Below are 15,888 nucleotides of genomic sequence, written 5' to 3'. Positions count from 1 at the left end.
TAATCACCTCAATGCCTGTTCTAAATCGTTTATAATATCATCGCTGTCTTCTATTCCCACCGATAATCGAAGAAGCCGTTCGTCTACTCCGATTCTTTCTCGGATTTCTGGCGGAATAGCGGCATGGGTTTGAACCATCGGATACGTGATAAGACTCTCCACTCCGCCCAAACTTTCAGCAAATATAATCACGTTGACTCTTTGGAGAATCTTTTCTACTAATTCTACGTCATAGATAGAAAATGAAATCATTGCTCCAAAACCTGTTGCTTGTTTTTTAGATATTTCATACCCTTCGCTTTCAGGAAGTCCGGCGTAATATACCTTTTCAACCTTCGGATGTGTTTTCAGCCACTCCGCTATTTTCAAGGCGTTTTCTTGCTGCTTTTCCATTCTGATCGCAAGAGTTTTAATTCCTCGAAGTATCAGCCAACTGTCAAAAGGAGCTAATACGGCACCCTCTGATTTTTGAATCAACTGAATCTGTTCTGCCAACGCATCATCATTTAATAACAGCACGCCGGCCAGTGTATCATTATGCCCGCCTAAATATTTCGTGCCGCTGTGGATGACAATATCTGCTCCCAAATCAATCGGTGTTTGAAAATATGGAGTCAGAAACGTGTTATCGACAATAGTCAATGCTCCTTTTGACTTCGCATATTCACAGATCGCCTCGATATCTGAAATCTTCATCATTGGATTAGATGGCGTTTCAATAAACACCGCTGCGGTATTTGGTTTGAAATTTCTCACCACTTCTTCCGTATTACTGGTATCCACAAAATTAAATTCAATGCCGAATTTCTTGTAAATTTCCTCAAAAATACGGTAGGTTCCTCCATATAAATCATCTGATACAATGATATGGTCACCCGGAGAAAACAGTTTAATCACTGTCGTAATAGCGGCCATTCCGCTTGAAAAAGCGAATCCATGCGTTGCATGTTCCAGACTTGCCACTGTTTTTTCCAACTCTTCTCGGGTTGGATTCTGCAGTCTGGAATAATCGTAACCGGTACTTTCATTCAAACCCGGATGACGAAAAGTCGCACTTTGATAAATCGGAAAGCTGATGGCTCCCGTCTGTGCATCGTAACCCTTATAGCCATGCACTACCTTTGTCTTTACATTTAGAATTTTAACATCCCCATTCGTATCGTCACACTCCTTTATTGATTCGGCATCTTTTTTAGATGCCAGGTTTATTATGAAGACCTTCATTCATACTGCCGGTTCGATAGCCTTTTAAATCCAATGCAGCATAAAGAAAGCCTATTTGTTGAAATTGTGTATAAATGATTTGTGTTATTTCCGGATTTAACAATTTTGCAAACTCTTTTTCATGGATTTCAATTCTGGCAATATCACCATGATAGCGTACCCGAACTTGTTTAAACCCTAAATCAAGCAAAAACTGTTCCGCCTGATCAATCATCCTCAGCCTCTCTACAGTGATTTTTTCTCCATAGGGAAATCGGGAGGATAGGCAGGCAAAGGAAGGCTTGTCCCACGTTTTGAGTCCCATTTCTTTTGATAATACTCGAATTTCTTCTTTCGTAAGTAAAGCTTCCCTCAATGGACTTGCAATGCCCAGTTCTGAAACAGCTGCCAGTCCGGGACGAAAATCTGCAAGATCATCATAGTTGGAACCCTCTATTACATTTTTTAAATTCGCTTTCTGTGCGATGTCCTTAATCTTTGTAAAAAGTTCATTTTTACATAAATAGCATCGATTGATCGGATTGTCTGAAAAACCTTCCACTTCCAGTTCTTCGGACACAATTACTTGATGCCTGATTCCATAGCTCTCCGCAAATTCGACTGCTTCTCTATATTCTCTTTCCGGATAAGTGGAAGAACGGGCAGTCACTGCGACTACGTTCTCCCCAAGGACATCGTAAGCAACCTTCAATAAAAAGGAGGAATCTACTCCGCCTGAAAAAGCAACAGCCACACTTTCGAGAGAACGAATATTGCTTTTTAATGATTCTAATTTTTCATACATATCCATCTGCTCTTCATCCTTATATATTCCTGTCATATATAAAACATATATTCTTAGTTGGTTTTAAATTAAAGCGATTATATATAATGTTTTATATATAATACATAGTAGCTAAGGTCCCTGACATTTTCTTATATTCATTCACTAAGTCTTCCAACGTGATGGAGTCTACTAAATAATTCAGACTATCTGTCATTTTATCCCATACATTCACTTTGATACAGTATCTTACACTTTGATCTTCTGAAGCATCGATTTCATTTTCGTCTACTACGGATAAATTTCCTTCTAACGATCTCAATATTTTCCCGATTGTGATATTGGAAGGAATGTCTGCTAACGTATACCCGCCTTGTGCCCCTTTTACACTCTTTACAAGACCTGCTTTCCTCAACGTAGAAAATACTTGTTCCAAATAGTTTACCGATATATTTTGTCTTTCCGCAATACAATATAATGCTACATGGCCATTGGTTGAATGAATTGCTAAATCAACCATTGCCCTTAATCCATATCGTCCTTTTGTAGATACTTTCATTCATCGACCCTCTTTTCCCCTAATATGTTTATAATTCCTATAAGTTTAGTATATTATATTATTTTTCTGTTGTCAATCTATTTATTGGCCTATCAAGTGGATAGTAATTGGATGAACTGGTGCCGGAAAATCGCAAATCTGTAATTTATAAATTTTACCCTAAATATAATATTCTAAACTGGCAGTTAAACGGGCCTGTTTATGACACTCCACTAAATCCGCCAAAGAAATGGCATCGGTTACTTCATTCAGTTCGTCCATTATTTTCTGCCATAACACTCTTGTTACACAGCATTCAAACCGGTCACATTCATGTTGATTACCCTCTATGATACAATCCACCAAAGCCAAAGGTCCTTCCAATGCATTGAGTACCTGTCTTACGGTAATTTCACTTGCATCTTTGGATAAGCGATAGCCTCCCTGAGCACCTCGGGTGCTTTCCACAAGCCCATTTTTCTTTAATGCCGCAAATAATTGTTCTAAGTAGTTGTCTGACATGCCTTGTCTTTCTGCCACGCTTTTTAAGCTAATATAATCATTTTCGCCATATATTGCTAAATCTAACAAAGCTTGAAGTCCGTATCGTCCTTTAGTGGATATTTTCATCGTTTTCCTCCCGCTATCCTAGTGTTATCAATATCGTATCATTTTTATCAGTTTACTTCAATATAAAAAACCCCCCTTTCATGGGGGATTATCTGTTATTTTACCTTTTTTTTCTTATTTTATACTGTTCTATTCTAACTTTTGCTGCTTCATATTCTTTCATTTCGTCTTCTGTTTCAGGCGTATAAGGCGGAACAACCTGCGGTCTGCCGTTTCTTCCCATAGCAACCATCGTAAAATAAGCGGATAATGCTCTTTGCGGTCCATTATTGGATTCTAAATCTTCCACTTCAACATTTACAAATATCTCCATAGAAGTTCGACCAACGTATACTACCTTTGCTGTGCAAGTTACCAATGCTCCCACAAAGATAGGCAAATGAAATTCTAATTCATCCACTCTTGCCGTTACACAATTGCACTTTGAATATCTGATCGCAACTGCTCCCGCAGCGGTGTCCATAAATTTCATAATTTCGCCACCATGTACATTTCCTGCTACGTTCGCTTGGTGGGGAAGCATTACCTGGCTCATAATTATCTGATTGTTATTCATTTCCTGGTTCTCCTATCACATACGCTTTGATAATACACAAAATTCATTTTCAAATTTTAAACAGTTTTATTTCTTTTAGTATAAAGTACTGCCCTTATAATGTCAAAACCTTATTATACGCATGCTTTACTGGATTGTTTTCATCGCTCTCATTGCATTTAATATCGCAAGTACTGTAACGCCGACATCGCCGAAAACAGCTTCCCACATGGTGGCAATACCGCATGCAGCAAGGATCAGAATTACCACTTTAACACCCATTGCAAAGAGGATGTTCTGCCATACGATCGCCCTTGTTTTTCGGGCAATCTTAATCGCGGATACAATTTTGGAAGGTTCATCGGTCATTAAAACCACATCCGCCGCTTCAATCGCTGCGTCAGAGCCTAAAGCTCCCATCGCAATTCCGATATCAGCCCTCGCCAAAACAGGTGCATCATTAATGCCATCTCCGACAAATACCAGCTTTCCTTTAGACTTTTTATTCTTTTCTATTTGCTCTAATTGTTCTACCTTTTGATGAGGCAGCAACTCGGTATACACGGCATCCAGTCCGATTTCAAGAGCAATAGCTTCTCCGACCATTCTGCTGTCTCCGGTAAGCATCGCCGTGTGGTTCACGCCAAGTTCTTTCAACTCCTGAATAGCCTTTTTACTGTCCGGCTTCAATTCGTCAGAAATCACGATATAACCTGCATATATTCCGTCAATAGCCAGATAGATAATGCTCCCCAACGCATCGACAGGCTTCCATGTAATATGCTCTGTTTCCATCAACTTCCCGTTTCCGGCCAACACAGGTTTGCCGTCGATCTTTACGAAGATTCCCTGTCCCGGGATCTCCTTTTGCTCGGTGAGCCTTTGCGGATCAATTTTCTGATGATACTCTTTTTGTATGGAAAGAGCTATCGGATGGTTCGAAAAGCTTTCCGCATGGGCGGCGTAAGCCAACAATTCTTCCTTCGACCAGCCGTTCACACTTTCGACTTTGGTCACTTTAAAAATACCCTTTGTCAGCGTACCGGTTTTATCAAATACAATAGTATCAATAGTATTGAGTGCCTCCAGATAATTGCTTCCCTTGACTAATATTCCGTTTTTGGATGCTCCTCCGATACCGCCGAAAAAACTAAGCGGAATGGAAATAACCAATGCGCAAGGGCAGGACACAACCAAAAATGCAAGTGCTCGATATATCCAGTCGTTAAAATCAGCTTCCGGAATGATGAGCGGAGGAATAACAGCCAGAGCCACTGCGGCAAAAGTAATGATAGGGGTATAATACCTTGCAAATTTCGTTATAAAATTCTCCGTCGGAGCCTTTTTACTGCTGGCATTTTGAACCAGATCCAGAATTCTGGAAATGGTGGATTCACTAAACTCTTTGGTCACTTTAACAATCAATACCCCGTTTTTGTTGATAGAACCCGATAATACTTCACTGCCGGGCTCTACGTCACGAGGAAGAGATTCTCCTGTAAGAGCTGACGTATCCAAAGCAGAGAAACCTTCTTCAATAACGCCATCCAACGGGACTTTCTCACCGGGCTTTACAAGAATAAGGTCCCCAATGCCAACCTCCTCCGGAGTGACTTTACGCACCTCATTGCCAACCTTTAGATTTGCAAAATCAGGTCGAATATCCATGAGCTCGGAGATGGATTGACGGGATCGGTTAACAGCCAACCGTTGAAATGCTTCACCAACTTGATAAAAGAGCATAACGGCTACACCTTCCGGATATTCACCAATGGCAAAGGCACCGATCGTCGCTACACTCATCAGGAAATTCTCATCAAATACCTGACCCTTTGAGATGTTTTTCAGCGCCCGAAACACCACTTCGCCACCGACGAGAAGATAGCTGATCAGAAACACGATGAAATCAATCGGTTGTGGAAAATGAAAAGCTATACCTGCCGCAAATAATGCCGCACCGACACAGAGGCAGAAGCGATAAGCATATTTCTTTAAACGAGCAGCTCCATCGTCCTCCGGTTTTTGATCCGTATAGGAAATTTTTATATCTGGCTCAATATCCAGTGCAATCTGAGAAGCCTGACGAATAATGGAAGGCAGTTTTTCCCTGTCTACCGCCTCAATAGTAAGCTTTTGTGAGACAAAATCTAACGTTGCAGCTTTGACACCTTCTATACGATTGACTTGTGCTTCGATTTTTTGTGCACAGTCTCCGCAGCACAGGCCTAGCAGATACAGCGTTTTTTGACCGGGCTGCATGAGCTCTTTTTCTCTCATAAACACTTGTGAATCATGCCGTTTTATGATGGCATCCGTCTGTGCAATAAGGCTGTTTGCCGCAGCAGGTTCCGCAATTTCCATAGTGAGGGTTTTGGATACAAAATCGACAGTGGCAGAAGATACGCCCTGAAGCTTATTGACATCCCGTTCGATTTTGGCGGCACAGTTACCGCAGCAGAGTCCTTCCAATATATATTGTTTTTTTTCGGTAACCATAATTTCTATCTCCTTTTTTATTATTACATACAGTTGAACGATTGCTTATTCATTCAACTGTATATTTAAAAAAAATGACACATTTTGAAGCTATCATTTTTTATAAGTGTTATTTTATTTTTCACATACATGAATTAAACCTTGATCAAAAATAGTTTTAACATGTTCGTCAGCCAAAGAATAATAGACTACCTTTCCATCTCTGCGGGAGTTTACCAGCTTCGCTTGTTTGAGCGTACGGAGCTGATGAGATATGGAAGATTTTGTCATATTTAAAAGGACGGCAATATCGCAGACACACATTTCTGCCCGAAACAATGCATAAAGAATTTTTACCCGTGTAGAATCACTGAATACCTTAAATATATCGGCTAAATCAAGAAGAATATCTTCATCAGGCATATGTTGCCGTACATCATTTACAATTTCTTCATGAATGGTGTTACAGTCACATCTATCAATATCATTATTGCATGCACACATCTTATAATCCTCCTTAGTTGAACGATTGAATCATTATTCAACTGTATTGTAATCCTCCGTTTTCTATTTGTCAAGTAAAATGAACGGCCAAATTTTTATTTGCAGTAGAAAAGCCCCCAAATTGGGGGCTTTACCATTAAAACAGTCCTCCGAAGAGTCCTCCTCCGCCGCAACCACCTTTTCCGTTGTTGTTGCAGAATAATAAGTACAATACTACCAAGATTAAAATGATATGTCCCGAGCCGCCGCCGTCATTGCAGCAATCATCTACACAGCAGCTATCAACACATCTGTTATCACATCTGTCTCTTGGATTTCTAAAACAATCTTTTTCACAAAAATCTCTGTCGTCGCCCATAAATAACCCTCCATATTATAAGTAAACTAATTCTAGTGATGCTATAAACATCTTTGTTATTATTTATAATATGCAATACCATTTATTTGGTGAGGCGTATCCATTAGAATTCCATTAAATTCTTTAGACGTCTAAAATAAATGCTGCCTTCATTTGGGCTAGCCTCCATGAATATTCTTTTACAGCTGAATACCGTCGGAACATTGATTCATATACTTCATCCTCGAATACTATACATTATTAGTATAGTATATGGACAAATAAAAAAGTCTTACTCCTTAAAGCCATCGTGAATCTATGAAAAAGTTTGTTACCTATTGCTTCAGGTGCCGTTAATAATATCTAAAAGGGATCTTCTCTTCATTTCATTATACATGATTTCCTGCAGCCTGCAAAATTCTTTATGCACCATACAAGGTTTCTCCGCAGTGTTTTGGCTGCATACAACAGAAGAATGGTTCGTACATTCGGTCATAAAAAAATTTTGTTCCAATGCCGTAAACAGTTCAAATAACGTCAAATCTTTCAAAGAAACCTTCAGGGCGTAACCCCCATTGACACCTCGATAGCTTTTTATAATGCCTGATTTCTCAAGCTTCCTTGTCAATTTATAGGCCATTTGGATGCTGATATTTTCTCTTTTGGAGATATCCTGTACATTTACAATTTCGCTGCCTGATAAAGCCCGTAAAATCCGGATCGCATAATCGCATTCTCTCGTAAATAGCATGGGTAATCCTCCTTTTGATAAGAGTTTAACATACTGTACCTTTCAGGTCAAGTATGTTAAAAAAGAATACCCCGGCATCTATATTAGATAGCAGCAATACTAGGCTTTCGTTGAGAAAGTTGCAAAAATTGGATAGATTATGTAAAATAAATAAGAATATGGAGTTTAATCTCTACATTATATGGTACAAATATATAGTACAAATACAATACGGAATTTTATAAATATAAATTATCGCAGCTATTGTTAGGAAAGGAAGTAATCTTGAGAGGTATTAGAAAAAAAATCATACTAAATACGACGATAATAACAGTCATCTTGGCCATCGTCACATCGATCGTCCTAAGTATAACAGCCAATTTGCTCATCGATGACTCGATGAAACAAACACTGGCTCCATTCGCAAAAACTGCTTCAAAAAGTGTTGAAAGCAATCTGCATCTCATGTCTGATAGGATTGCCCTCATTTCTCAGAATGAAATATTTAAAAATACGGAAGCAACTAAAACTGAAATACAGGGAGTTCTTGATAATGCGGCATCTGGAATAGAATTTACTTGGCTGGCTATATATAACAATGACGGCGCCCTCATTTCCGGCAGCAAAAATAGTCCAAGTATGATTTCTGACAGAAAAATGTATCGCTTGATGAACGATACTCAAAACATCGTTATTGATGATCCGGAGGCTTCAGACAATGGGCTCGAGATCAATGTTGGCAAACCAATAGTATCTGGTGAAAGCATTATTTATTATCTCGTAGGAAGCTATAAATATGATGTACTTAATGATATCATCAGCAATATACAGATCGGTCATAACTACAGTGCTTTGATCGTCAACAGAGATGGTCTGGTTGTGGCACATTCGAACACCGCCATTGTAACGCAGCAGGTCTCTGATCTTTTCCATAATGATGAGCAAATGATGACTTTGATGCAACAGATTAAGGAAGGGCTCACAGGGTCAAAAGCCGTCCATATCAATAACACGGACACTGTTGTAGCCTATTCACCGGTTAACGGCGCCAACTGGTCGCTTGTTATTACGGTTCCCAAATCTGAATTTATGGCAACGGCTATTTCGGCAATAGAAATAAATGCCCTCATATTGCTGGTATTACTTGCCACTTCGTTACTAATAACGATACGTTTTTCTGGGAGAATATCGAAATCACTGGGAAATGTAACGGCCAGAATTAAAAAACTTGCTGACGGCGATTTATCCAGCAGCGTTGATATTTTACATACTCAGGATGAAACCGAAACGCTTTCCATTTCATTGAAAAATACCATATCGGATATCAATGGATATGTGTACAAATTAACTCACGCTCTTGAACAGCTTTCAAATGGGAATGCCGATATATTGGTTGATGGGAATTTCAGCGGCGACTTCATCGTGATGAAGGATGCCCTGAACAACATAATCACATACCTGAATAATATTTTGTCTTATCTTAAGCAGACATCAAGCGATCTTTCACATTCTACACGTAAAGTAGCGGATAATGCGATGATGGTAAAAAATGCGACCGAAAACCAGTTTGATGCAATCCGCCGTCTGGAAGAGGAAACCGAAGCCATTTCAAGAGGTGCTGCGGCGATTGATCAAAATGCAGCAGAAACCCAAAACCTCATGCAAACTGCGTCTGAGCAGCTCCATAGCGGTAAGGAACAGATGAACAATACGCTTATGGCAATGGAAGACATCCGTATCAATGCCAATGACATCACATCCATCACAAAGCTGATGGAAGACATCGCCTTCCAAACGAATGTATTGGCTTTGAATGCAGCGGTAGAAGCGGTCAGAGCCGGCTCGTCAGGGTCGGGTTTTGCTATTGTCGCAAACGAAGTGAGACGGCTGGCATCGCAGAGCGCAGAGTCGGCAAAACAAACTGCGTCAATGATTGAACAGACGCAAAAGTCCATCAACGCAGGAGCCGATTACGCGTTGAAAACGTCCGAAATTATAGAGCAAGTCACGGATATATCCCAGAATATATCCAATATTGCAGATTCTCTCGCCTATTCTGCACAGGGTACGCATGAAGCATTGGGCAAGGTCGCTAAAGACATTAATTCAATTTCCCAATTCGCTCAAGATAACTTGGAATCAAGCAGCGCTTTAGCAGAGCAAAGTCAGGAAATGGCGCATAAAGCAGAGAATTTATATGAAATGTCGTCAAGATTTAAGCTTCGCGAAGACGTGAATGTGAGGTATTTAAATGATTAAGAAATGGTTATTTGTTGTATTTGTATGCTTCCTCTGTGTAAGCACTTCGGCTTGCCAATCTGCGCAGAATACACTGATTGATGGATATTATACTGCGGAGATGTCGGACTATGAACATGATTGGAAGGAATTTGTAACAATTTGCGTCAGCAATGATAATATCGTAACAGTTGAATTTAATGCGAGAAACAGCAGCGGATATATAAAAGCCTGGGATATGGACTATATGCGCCAAATGAACAGCATAAAAGGAACCTATCCGAATGCGTATACCCGGGCTTATGCAGCATCTTTATTAAAAACTCAGTCGGCGGAGAACATTGATGCTGTATCAGGCGCAACACATTCAGGCGGTAATTTTGAGAGAATTATTGCTCTCCTATTAGAAAAGGCGAAATCCGGGGATACCTCCCTTGGCATTGTGCAGGTGGAAAACTAACCAAGTGATTCTTTGCCATAAATCACTTGCTTGATGATACGGCCTTCGCCATTCTTGAGCGGAGAATCTTTCAGCAGTTAAAACCCTCCGGGGCGATGTTATAGACTGCGACCCGGAAACAGGACAACTGAAAAATGAGAATCAAAAAACCTCTTATGGTAGAATCAAAAATAATGAGTCTATCAAAAGAGGTTTTTCTACTGTTCCTGTCGCCGTATGATTTAAGTACCCCCTGGTTAGCTTGCCCTCTGCATTAATCGTCATTTTTCATCTCAAAGCATTTATTTTTTCGGTATTCTAAAGGGGTTAATCCCATTTCTTTTTTAAAGGCAGATGCGAACTTGCTTGCGTTCGCATATCCGACCCTTCCTGCTATGTCCGAAATACTTTCCGAGCTTTGACGCAGGTAATCGGATGCGATTTGCATTCGATAAGAACGCATATACGCATAAATAGATGTTCCGTACACTCCTTTAAAACAGAGCTTCATCGTCGTAAGAGGAATATTGAAAAGAGACGACAATTCATCCAGCGTGTAATGATAATCAAAATCTTTTATCATCTGTCCTTTCATGGTTTTTATCAATTCTACCTGATTTTTATGAAAATATTTTCTCGGTCCCAAACAGTCAGAGGTATCAGCGACACTGAGAAACAACAATAATTCCAATACTTTCAGTTTAAAATACCCCTGTTTGATTTTATCCGGAACCGTATAAAGTTCTGAAAAAATATGCTCTACCGAATCTTTCGCCCGCATGATAAAACACCGGTTGTTCGGACAGAGCTTCTCACGCAACGTATACAGATCAATGGATATATCACTCCATATGGACGAAATAGACTCTGAAGCTTCCTCCAATTCAATGACCACGGAAACACCATGGTAACGTTCCAAAGGGAAACAAGAATTCTTTGTTCTGTTTCCCAGCATATTCACCGAAAGATCTCCTTCTTCCAAATAAACGCAGGAACCATCATTAAAATCGCATTCAAATCGTCCCTGCTTGCAATGATTGATTTCCATGATATTGCTGCATGGGCGCTTATTTTGAAAGCATTCCCCCATGTGAAAGTCATTGTAAATCAATTCTACTCCGGGAAACACCTGATAGCTGGTCATGATACCGCCGCCGCTCTCCCCTACCATTTCATAAACTACACAATCATCTGCTTGAGACACCATTTTAACTTCTGAGCCGTACAATTCTTTCTCTTTTGATAAAATGCTCATCAGTACCCCCATTGTATCCTCCTGATACTCAGCCTTCGCATTTACTTCCCTCTGCTATACTGTTTCGATCTATCCGTTCAGTCAATACCCTTCCATTTAAGTTAGTTATTGCTAACAATATAATTTATACTATCATCCTTCTGATTTTTTGTCAATTTCAGTAAAATCCTTTTCAGCATTTTATCCGTTTATTCCTGTCTCGTTTCATGAAAGAAAAACTACAAAAACACACCTACGACATATAAAATCATAGGTGTGTTTACTTTCTAAGTATCTGAAATCAGGATTTATTTAATACTCGTATTCATCCTCCTCCATCCCGCGCATATATTCCTCTTCGGCATCTTCATATAGTTCTTCTTCAATATAGCCTTCTTCATCATCTTCTATGATATCTCCAAAAGACATCATATATTCGTCCAATTGATAATCTAAGCCGTCATCAAAGCCATAAGAATACTCTTCTTCATTCAGCTTTTCTATTCTAGCCAATACAACTGCCTCTAGGAAAGTTGCTTCTTTCGTGATGCCGTCTTTTTTTCTGGTGCACTTGATGTTACTATCAATCGTATACCAGTTTCTGAACCGTTCCAGTTCTTCCACAAACGTAACCAGCTGTTTATGTCCGTATTCATCGTCATCCTCTATCGGTTTCAGCAAACCTCTAAGCGATAAACCTACGCTTTTTAAAAGCGTGTATGCTTCCGTTCCATCATCTGGCAGGGCATCGGCAATTTCGTCAAAATAACTTTCCATCAATTCAGACAAAGTGACTTTATCTACTTGAGATATCAATTTAAATAGTGCATCATAGGAGACGGGTTGATCACATTCCATCAAGTCAGCAAAGTGCTCAAAATACTGAAATTCATCAGGATTTTCAATGTCCAGTAATTCTAATAATTCATCATAATTCATACTCATTACCTCTCATTTAAAATGAAGCTCTGTCTTCTAAAGTCTTTTTCTAAGAGCCATAGGCTCTCAGCGATCGCGTTGAAGCAGGAGTTTTTTTGGTACTCCGCCAACATTGCAAGCCTTTTTTCACTGTATCCATAAATTTATATAATATTATGTAGTAATATATACAAAAAAACTCTACTAAAATACATTACAAATTGCTTTTTATGGTATAATAAACGCTGCAGATCAAATCCGGCGTTGCCTTTTTGCCCCAAGCAATCTTCATCGTACGTCAAAGGCTTTGCATTTGTAATACACATTATATTAAACGATTATACTTGATATGTAAATAAAAAAAAGCCTCTGCGAGGCAATTTAGTTCGCATTCGCTCACATTTCAGTCGTAGCTTTTTATGAAACTCCGGAAATCTCACAACGATATTTCCTACGTTATAAAAAAAGCCTCTGCGAGACTCTCTTTGCTCGCATTCGCTCACGTTTCAGCGGTAGCTTTTTATGAAACTCCGTCATATCGCAAACGATATGACGGAGTTATAACAAACCATATGTATATTGGAATAGATAATATTCATGAAAATTAAAAGGAGGTTCAAATGGGAGATAAAAAAACCAAAACCAGAGATCAGATCGATCAATACTATAAGTGGAATATTGAGACGATGTATCCAAACGAGGCAGATTGGGATAAAGACTATACCCGTGCTATGGAAGAAGCGCAGGTTTACGGTAAATATTCCGGCCGGCTTGGTGAAAGCGCGGCTACACTGCTGGAAGCGTTTCAAGAGAAGGATCGAATTTGGCAAATTGCCGAAAAGGTTTATGTCTATGCACGTATGCGTCGGGATGAAGATAACAGAGTAACCAAATATCAGGCGATGGCCGACAAGTGCCATACCATGCTCGCTAAAATTTCTGCTTGCATGTCGTTCTTTACACCGGAACTGCTGGATGTTCCGAAAGAAGCCTTACTCCGTTTCATTCAGGCAGAGAACGGCTTAAAGATTTATGAGTATGTGATTCTGGATATGCTGAGAGAAAAAGAACATGTATTATCCAAGGCAGAGGAAAATCTGCTCGCTCAGATGAGCGAAGTAACGTCTGCAACCAATGATATTTATACCCTTCTCAATAATGCGGATATGAAGTTCGGTACCATGATTGATGAAGACGGCGACGAAGTAGAAGTCACCCATGGCCGGTATATCTCGTTTATGGAGTCCTATGACAGACGGGTTCGAAAAGAAGCTTTTGAGCACATGTATGGGGCCTACAAGGCGCTTATCAATACGATTTCCACCACGTATAACTACAATACCAAAACCGATGTAATCGGTGCCCGAATCCGAAAATATGATTCTGCTCTCGGTGCAGCTCTGTCCAGCGATAATATCCCAAAAGAGGTGTATCATAATCTGATTGACGTAGTGAATAAAAATCTTCCGATTCTTCATAAATATATGCAGCTTCGAAAGGAACTTCTAGGCGTAGATGAACTGCACATGTATGACGTGTATGTTCCTCTGATCGAAGTTCCGAATAAAAAGGTTTCGTATGAAGAGGCATTGGATATCATGCGAGAAGGTCTCGCTCCACTAGGAGAAGACTATTGCGGCAGAATGAATAAAGGAATCGCAGACGGTTGGATCGACGTTTATGAAAATGAAGGCAAAACCAGCGGAGCATATAGCTTCGGAAGCTATGACAGCATGCCTTTCATCCTATTGAACTACTCCGAAAAGTTGAAGGATGTATTTACAATTGTTCATGAAATGGGACACTCCATGCACTCTAATTACACCAGGGAGACTCAGCCATTCGTTTACGGGGGCCATTCCATCTTTACAGCGGAAGTTGCTTCCACCGTGAATGAATCCTTGCTGATGCAGCATCTGCTTCATAAAGAAACCGACATCAACATGAGAAAGTATATTTTGAACTTATACATCGAAGAGTTCAGAACGACTCTGTTCCGTCAGACGATGTTTGCTGAATTTGAGCTGATGACACATGAAGCGGTAGAACGTGGAGATGTATTGACGGCTGAGTGGCTGTGTGAAGAATACGGTAAACTCAACAAGAAGTACTTCGGAGATGCCATTGCAGACGATGAAGACATTAAATACGAATGGGCAAGAATTCCGCATTTCTACAATGCATTTTATGTGTATAAATATGCGACCGGTTATTCTGCAGCTACCGCCATTGCCGATAAAATATTGAAAGAGGGACCGCAGGCTAGAGACCGTTATATCAGTTTCTTAAGAACCGGTGAATCCAACTATCCGATTGAGCTTCTAAAGATTGCAGGTGTCGACATGAGCAAAGCAGAACCGATTGAAATGGCTATGAAGACCTTTGAAGCTCTGGTAAATGAATTTGAAAGTTTGGTGCGATAATCAAAAAATGAAAAATAGAGTGATTACAATTCATACAAATGATACAAATGTATCGTTAAAGACAAAGAAAGTGTTAACTAGAAAATTGGAGGGAAGCGGTTTTATCCCTTCCGATGTACTGGAAAAAGAAACAGAGCTCATTGTCTGCATCGGCGGCGATGGGGCTTTGCTGGAGGGAATCCATAAACTTGGATTCCCCGATATTCCTTTTATCGGAATCAATACCGGACATTTAGGATTCTTTCAGGAAATCAGTCCGAATCAGTTGGATGATTTTATCTTTAACTATAAGACCGGGAAATATCGGCTGCAAACTCTTTCTGCCGTTAAAGCGGTGATTAAAAATGAGCATGGAGAATCCTTTGAACATATCGGATTAAATGAAATTGTAATCCGAGGGGAAGATTCCCACCCTGTTCATCTCAATATTTCCATTGGCGGAAGCTTTATCGAACGATTCAGCGGAGACGGAATTTTGGTGGCAACCCCTGCCGGAAGTACCGCCTATAACTATTCCTTGGGAGGCTGTATTGTTGATCCACGATTAACGCTGATTCAAGTTACACCGATTGCTCCTATGAATACGACCGCTTATCGCTCCTTTACATCGAGTATTCTGCTGCCTTCCGATCTATCCCTTGGTATTATACCGGAATATATGAAGAAGCACGGCATCAAAATCACAACAGATCATTTGGAATACACGTACCAAGACCTCAGCAACATCAGCATCCAATTCCCGGATAAAATCGTGAATCTTTTGCGTTTCGAAACCTATGACTTTTGGAACAAAGTAAAGAGTAAATTTCTATAACGAGTATAAATATATCGCCCATCTCTTTAGATGGCGGGCACAGCTTAATTTCACAGGAGGTGGGCATATCTCCCGCCTCGTTATAA

General features: G+C 39.9%; 15 protein-coding genes. 4 read left to right on the top strand and 11 right to left on the bottom strand.

Annotated elements, in window-relative coordinates:
- Nucleotides 1-3: 3 nt before the first annotated feature.
- From JYB65_RS02485 to JYB65_RS02445, 9 genes are all read right to left on the bottom strand, one after another.
- A complete protein-coding gene (locus JYB65_RS02485) occupies nt 4-1,224 on the bottom strand; it encodes a trans-sulfuration enzyme family protein (RefSeq protein WP_206581039.1) in 1,221 nt (406 codons plus the stop codon).
- Nucleotides 1,193-2,014, bottom strand: a complete 822-nt coding sequence (gene larE, locus JYB65_RS02480; RefSeq protein WP_206581038.1) for an ATP-dependent sacrificial sulfur transferase LarE — start codon at nt 2,012-2,014, stop codon at nt 1,193-1,195. The genes JYB65_RS02485 and larE overlap by 32 nt, the downstream gene beginning before the upstream one ends.
- Nucleotides 2,015-2,099: 85 nt before the next feature.
- The gene (locus JYB65_RS02475) at nt 2,100-2,546 is read right to left on the bottom strand and encodes an RrF2 family transcriptional regulator (protein ID WP_206581037.1); all 447 of its coding nucleotides are present in this window, start codon (nt 2,544-2,546) and stop codon (nt 2,100-2,102) included.
- A 159-nt stretch (nt 2,547-2,705) separates the two neighbouring features.
- Nucleotides 2,706-3,155, bottom strand: a complete 450-nt coding sequence (locus JYB65_RS02470; RefSeq protein ID WP_206581036.1) for an RrF2 family transcriptional regulator — start codon at nt 3,153-3,155, stop codon at nt 2,706-2,708.
- A gap of 100 nt (nt 3,156-3,255) precedes the next feature.
- Entirely contained in the window at nt 3,256-3,711 is a 456-nt protein-coding gene (locus tag JYB65_RS02465) for an acyl-CoA thioesterase (protein ID WP_206581035.1), read from the bottom strand.
- A 126-nt stretch (nt 3,712-3,837) separates the two neighbouring features.
- The gene (locus JYB65_RS02460; protein ID WP_206581034.1) at nt 3,838-6,186 is read right to left on the bottom strand and encodes a heavy metal translocating P-type ATPase; all 2,349 of its coding nucleotides are present in this window, start codon (nt 6,184-6,186) and stop codon (nt 3,838-3,840) included.
- Between the two features lie 114 nt (nt 6,187-6,300).
- A complete protein-coding gene (locus JYB65_RS02455; protein ID WP_206581033.1) occupies nt 6,301-6,669 on the bottom strand; it encodes an ArsR/SmtB family transcription factor in 369 nt (122 codons plus the stop codon).
- A gap of 136 nt (nt 6,670-6,805) precedes the next feature.
- A complete protein-coding gene (locus tag JYB65_RS02450; protein WP_206581032.1) occupies nt 6,806-7,027 on the bottom strand; it encodes a hypothetical protein in 222 nt (73 codons plus the stop codon).
- Nucleotides 7,028-7,349: 322 nt separating this feature from the next.
- Nucleotides 7,350-7,757 carry an RrF2 family transcriptional regulator gene (locus tag JYB65_RS02445; RefSeq protein ID WP_206581031.1) on the bottom strand — a complete coding sequence of 136 codons (408 nt, stop codon included), beginning with the start codon at nt 7,755-7,757 and terminating at the stop codon, nt 7,350-7,352.
- Nucleotides 7,758-8,021: 264 nt separating this feature from the next.
- On the opposite strand from JYB65_RS02445, the gene JYB65_RS02440 reads away from it, so the two are divergent.
- Nucleotides 8,022-9,995, top strand: coding sequence for a methyl-accepting chemotaxis protein (locus JYB65_RS02440; RefSeq protein WP_206581030.1), 1,974 nt, complete (start codon nt 8,022-8,024; stop codon nt 9,993-9,995).
- Nucleotides 9,988-10,434, top strand: a complete 447-nt coding sequence (locus JYB65_RS02435; RefSeq protein WP_206581029.1) for an FMN-binding protein — start codon at nt 9,988-9,990, stop codon at nt 10,432-10,434. The genes JYB65_RS02440 and JYB65_RS02435 overlap by 8 nt, the downstream gene beginning before the upstream one ends.
- Before the next feature lie 253 nt (nt 10,435-10,687).
- Here the strand turns inward: JYB65_RS02435 and JYB65_RS02430 are convergent, their stop codons facing one another.
- Nucleotides 10,688-11,668 carry a helix-turn-helix domain-containing protein gene (locus JYB65_RS02430; RefSeq protein WP_206581752.1) on the bottom strand — a complete coding sequence of 327 codons (981 nt, stop codon included), beginning with the start codon at nt 11,666-11,668 and terminating at the stop codon, nt 10,688-10,690.
- 291 nt (nt 11,669-11,959) lie between these two features.
- Nucleotides 11,960-12,586 carry a hypothetical protein gene (locus tag JYB65_RS02425; RefSeq protein WP_206581028.1) on the bottom strand — a complete coding sequence of 209 codons (627 nt, stop codon included), beginning with the start codon at nt 12,584-12,586 and terminating at the stop codon, nt 11,960-11,962.
- A 599-nt stretch (nt 12,587-13,185) separates the two neighbouring features.
- On the opposite strand from JYB65_RS02425, the gene pepF reads away from it, so the two are divergent.
- Nucleotides 13,186-14,988, top strand: coding sequence for an oligoendopeptidase F (pepF, locus tag JYB65_RS02420; RefSeq protein ID WP_206581027.1), 1,803 nt, complete (start codon nt 13,186-13,188; stop codon nt 14,986-14,988).
- Nucleotides 14,963-15,802 carry an NAD(+)/NADH kinase gene (locus JYB65_RS02415; protein WP_245156559.1) on the top strand — a complete coding sequence of 280 codons (840 nt, stop codon included), beginning with the start codon at nt 14,963-14,965 and terminating at the stop codon, nt 15,800-15,802. Before pepF ends, JYB65_RS02415 begins: the two co-directional genes overlap by 26 nt.
- Nucleotides 15,803-15,888 lie beyond the last annotated feature (86 nt).

It is taken from the genome of Clostridium aminobutyricum (assembly GCF_017255415.1).
GTDB lineage: Bacteria > Bacillota > Clostridia > Peptostreptococcales > Anaerovoracaceae > Aminipila > Aminipila aminobutyrica.
This window is presented reverse-complemented; position numbering and strand designations above follow the sequence as displayed.

Coding starts and splice junctions, on each gene's coding strand:
- JYB65_RS02415 (WP_245156559.1), top strand. CDS start 14,963: ATGAATTTGAAAGTTTGGTGCGATAATCAAAAAATGAAAAATAGAGTG.
- JYB65_RS02470 (WP_206581036.1), bottom strand. CDS start 3,155: ATGAAAATATCCACTAAAGGACGATACGGACTTCAAGCTTTGTTAGAT.
- JYB65_RS02430 (WP_206581752.1), bottom strand. CDS start 11,668: ATGAGCATTTTATCAAAAGAGAAAGAATTGTACGGCTCAGAAGTTAAA.
- JYB65_RS02455 (WP_206581033.1), bottom strand. CDS start 6,669: ATGTGTGCATGCAATAATGATATTGATAGATGTGACTGTAACACCATT.
- JYB65_RS02450 (WP_206581032.1), bottom strand. CDS start 7,027: ATGGGCGACGACAGAGATTTTTGTGAAAAAGATTGTTTTAGAAATCCA.
- JYB65_RS02445 (WP_206581031.1), bottom strand. CDS start 7,757: ATGCTATTTACGAGAGAATGCGATTATGCGATCCGGATTTTACGGGCT.
- JYB65_RS02435 (WP_206581029.1), top strand. CDS start 9,988: ATGATTAAGAAATGGTTATTTGTTGTATTTGTATGCTTCCTCTGTGTA.
- JYB65_RS02460 (WP_206581034.1), bottom strand. CDS start 6,186: ATGGTTACCGAAAAAAAACAATATATATTGGAAGGACTCTGCTGCGGT.
- JYB65_RS02475 (WP_206581037.1), bottom strand. CDS start 2,546: ATGAAAGTATCTACAAAAGGACGATATGGATTAAGGGCAATGGTTGAT.
- pepF (WP_206581027.1), top strand. CDS start 13,186: ATGGGAGATAAAAAAACCAAAACCAGAGATCAGATCGATCAATACTAT.
- JYB65_RS02485 (WP_206581039.1), bottom strand. CDS start 1,224: ATGAAGGTCTTCATAATAAACCTGGCATCTAAAAAAGATGCCGAATCA.
- JYB65_RS02465 (WP_206581035.1), bottom strand. CDS start 3,711: ATGAATAACAATCAGATAATTATGAGCCAGGTAATGCTTCCCCACCAA.
- larE (WP_206581038.1), bottom strand. CDS start 2,014: ATGGATATGTATGAAAAATTAGAATCATTAAAAAGCAATATTCGTTCT.
- JYB65_RS02425 (WP_206581028.1), bottom strand. CDS start 12,586: ATGAATTATGATGAATTATTAGAATTACTGGACATTGAAAATCCTGAT.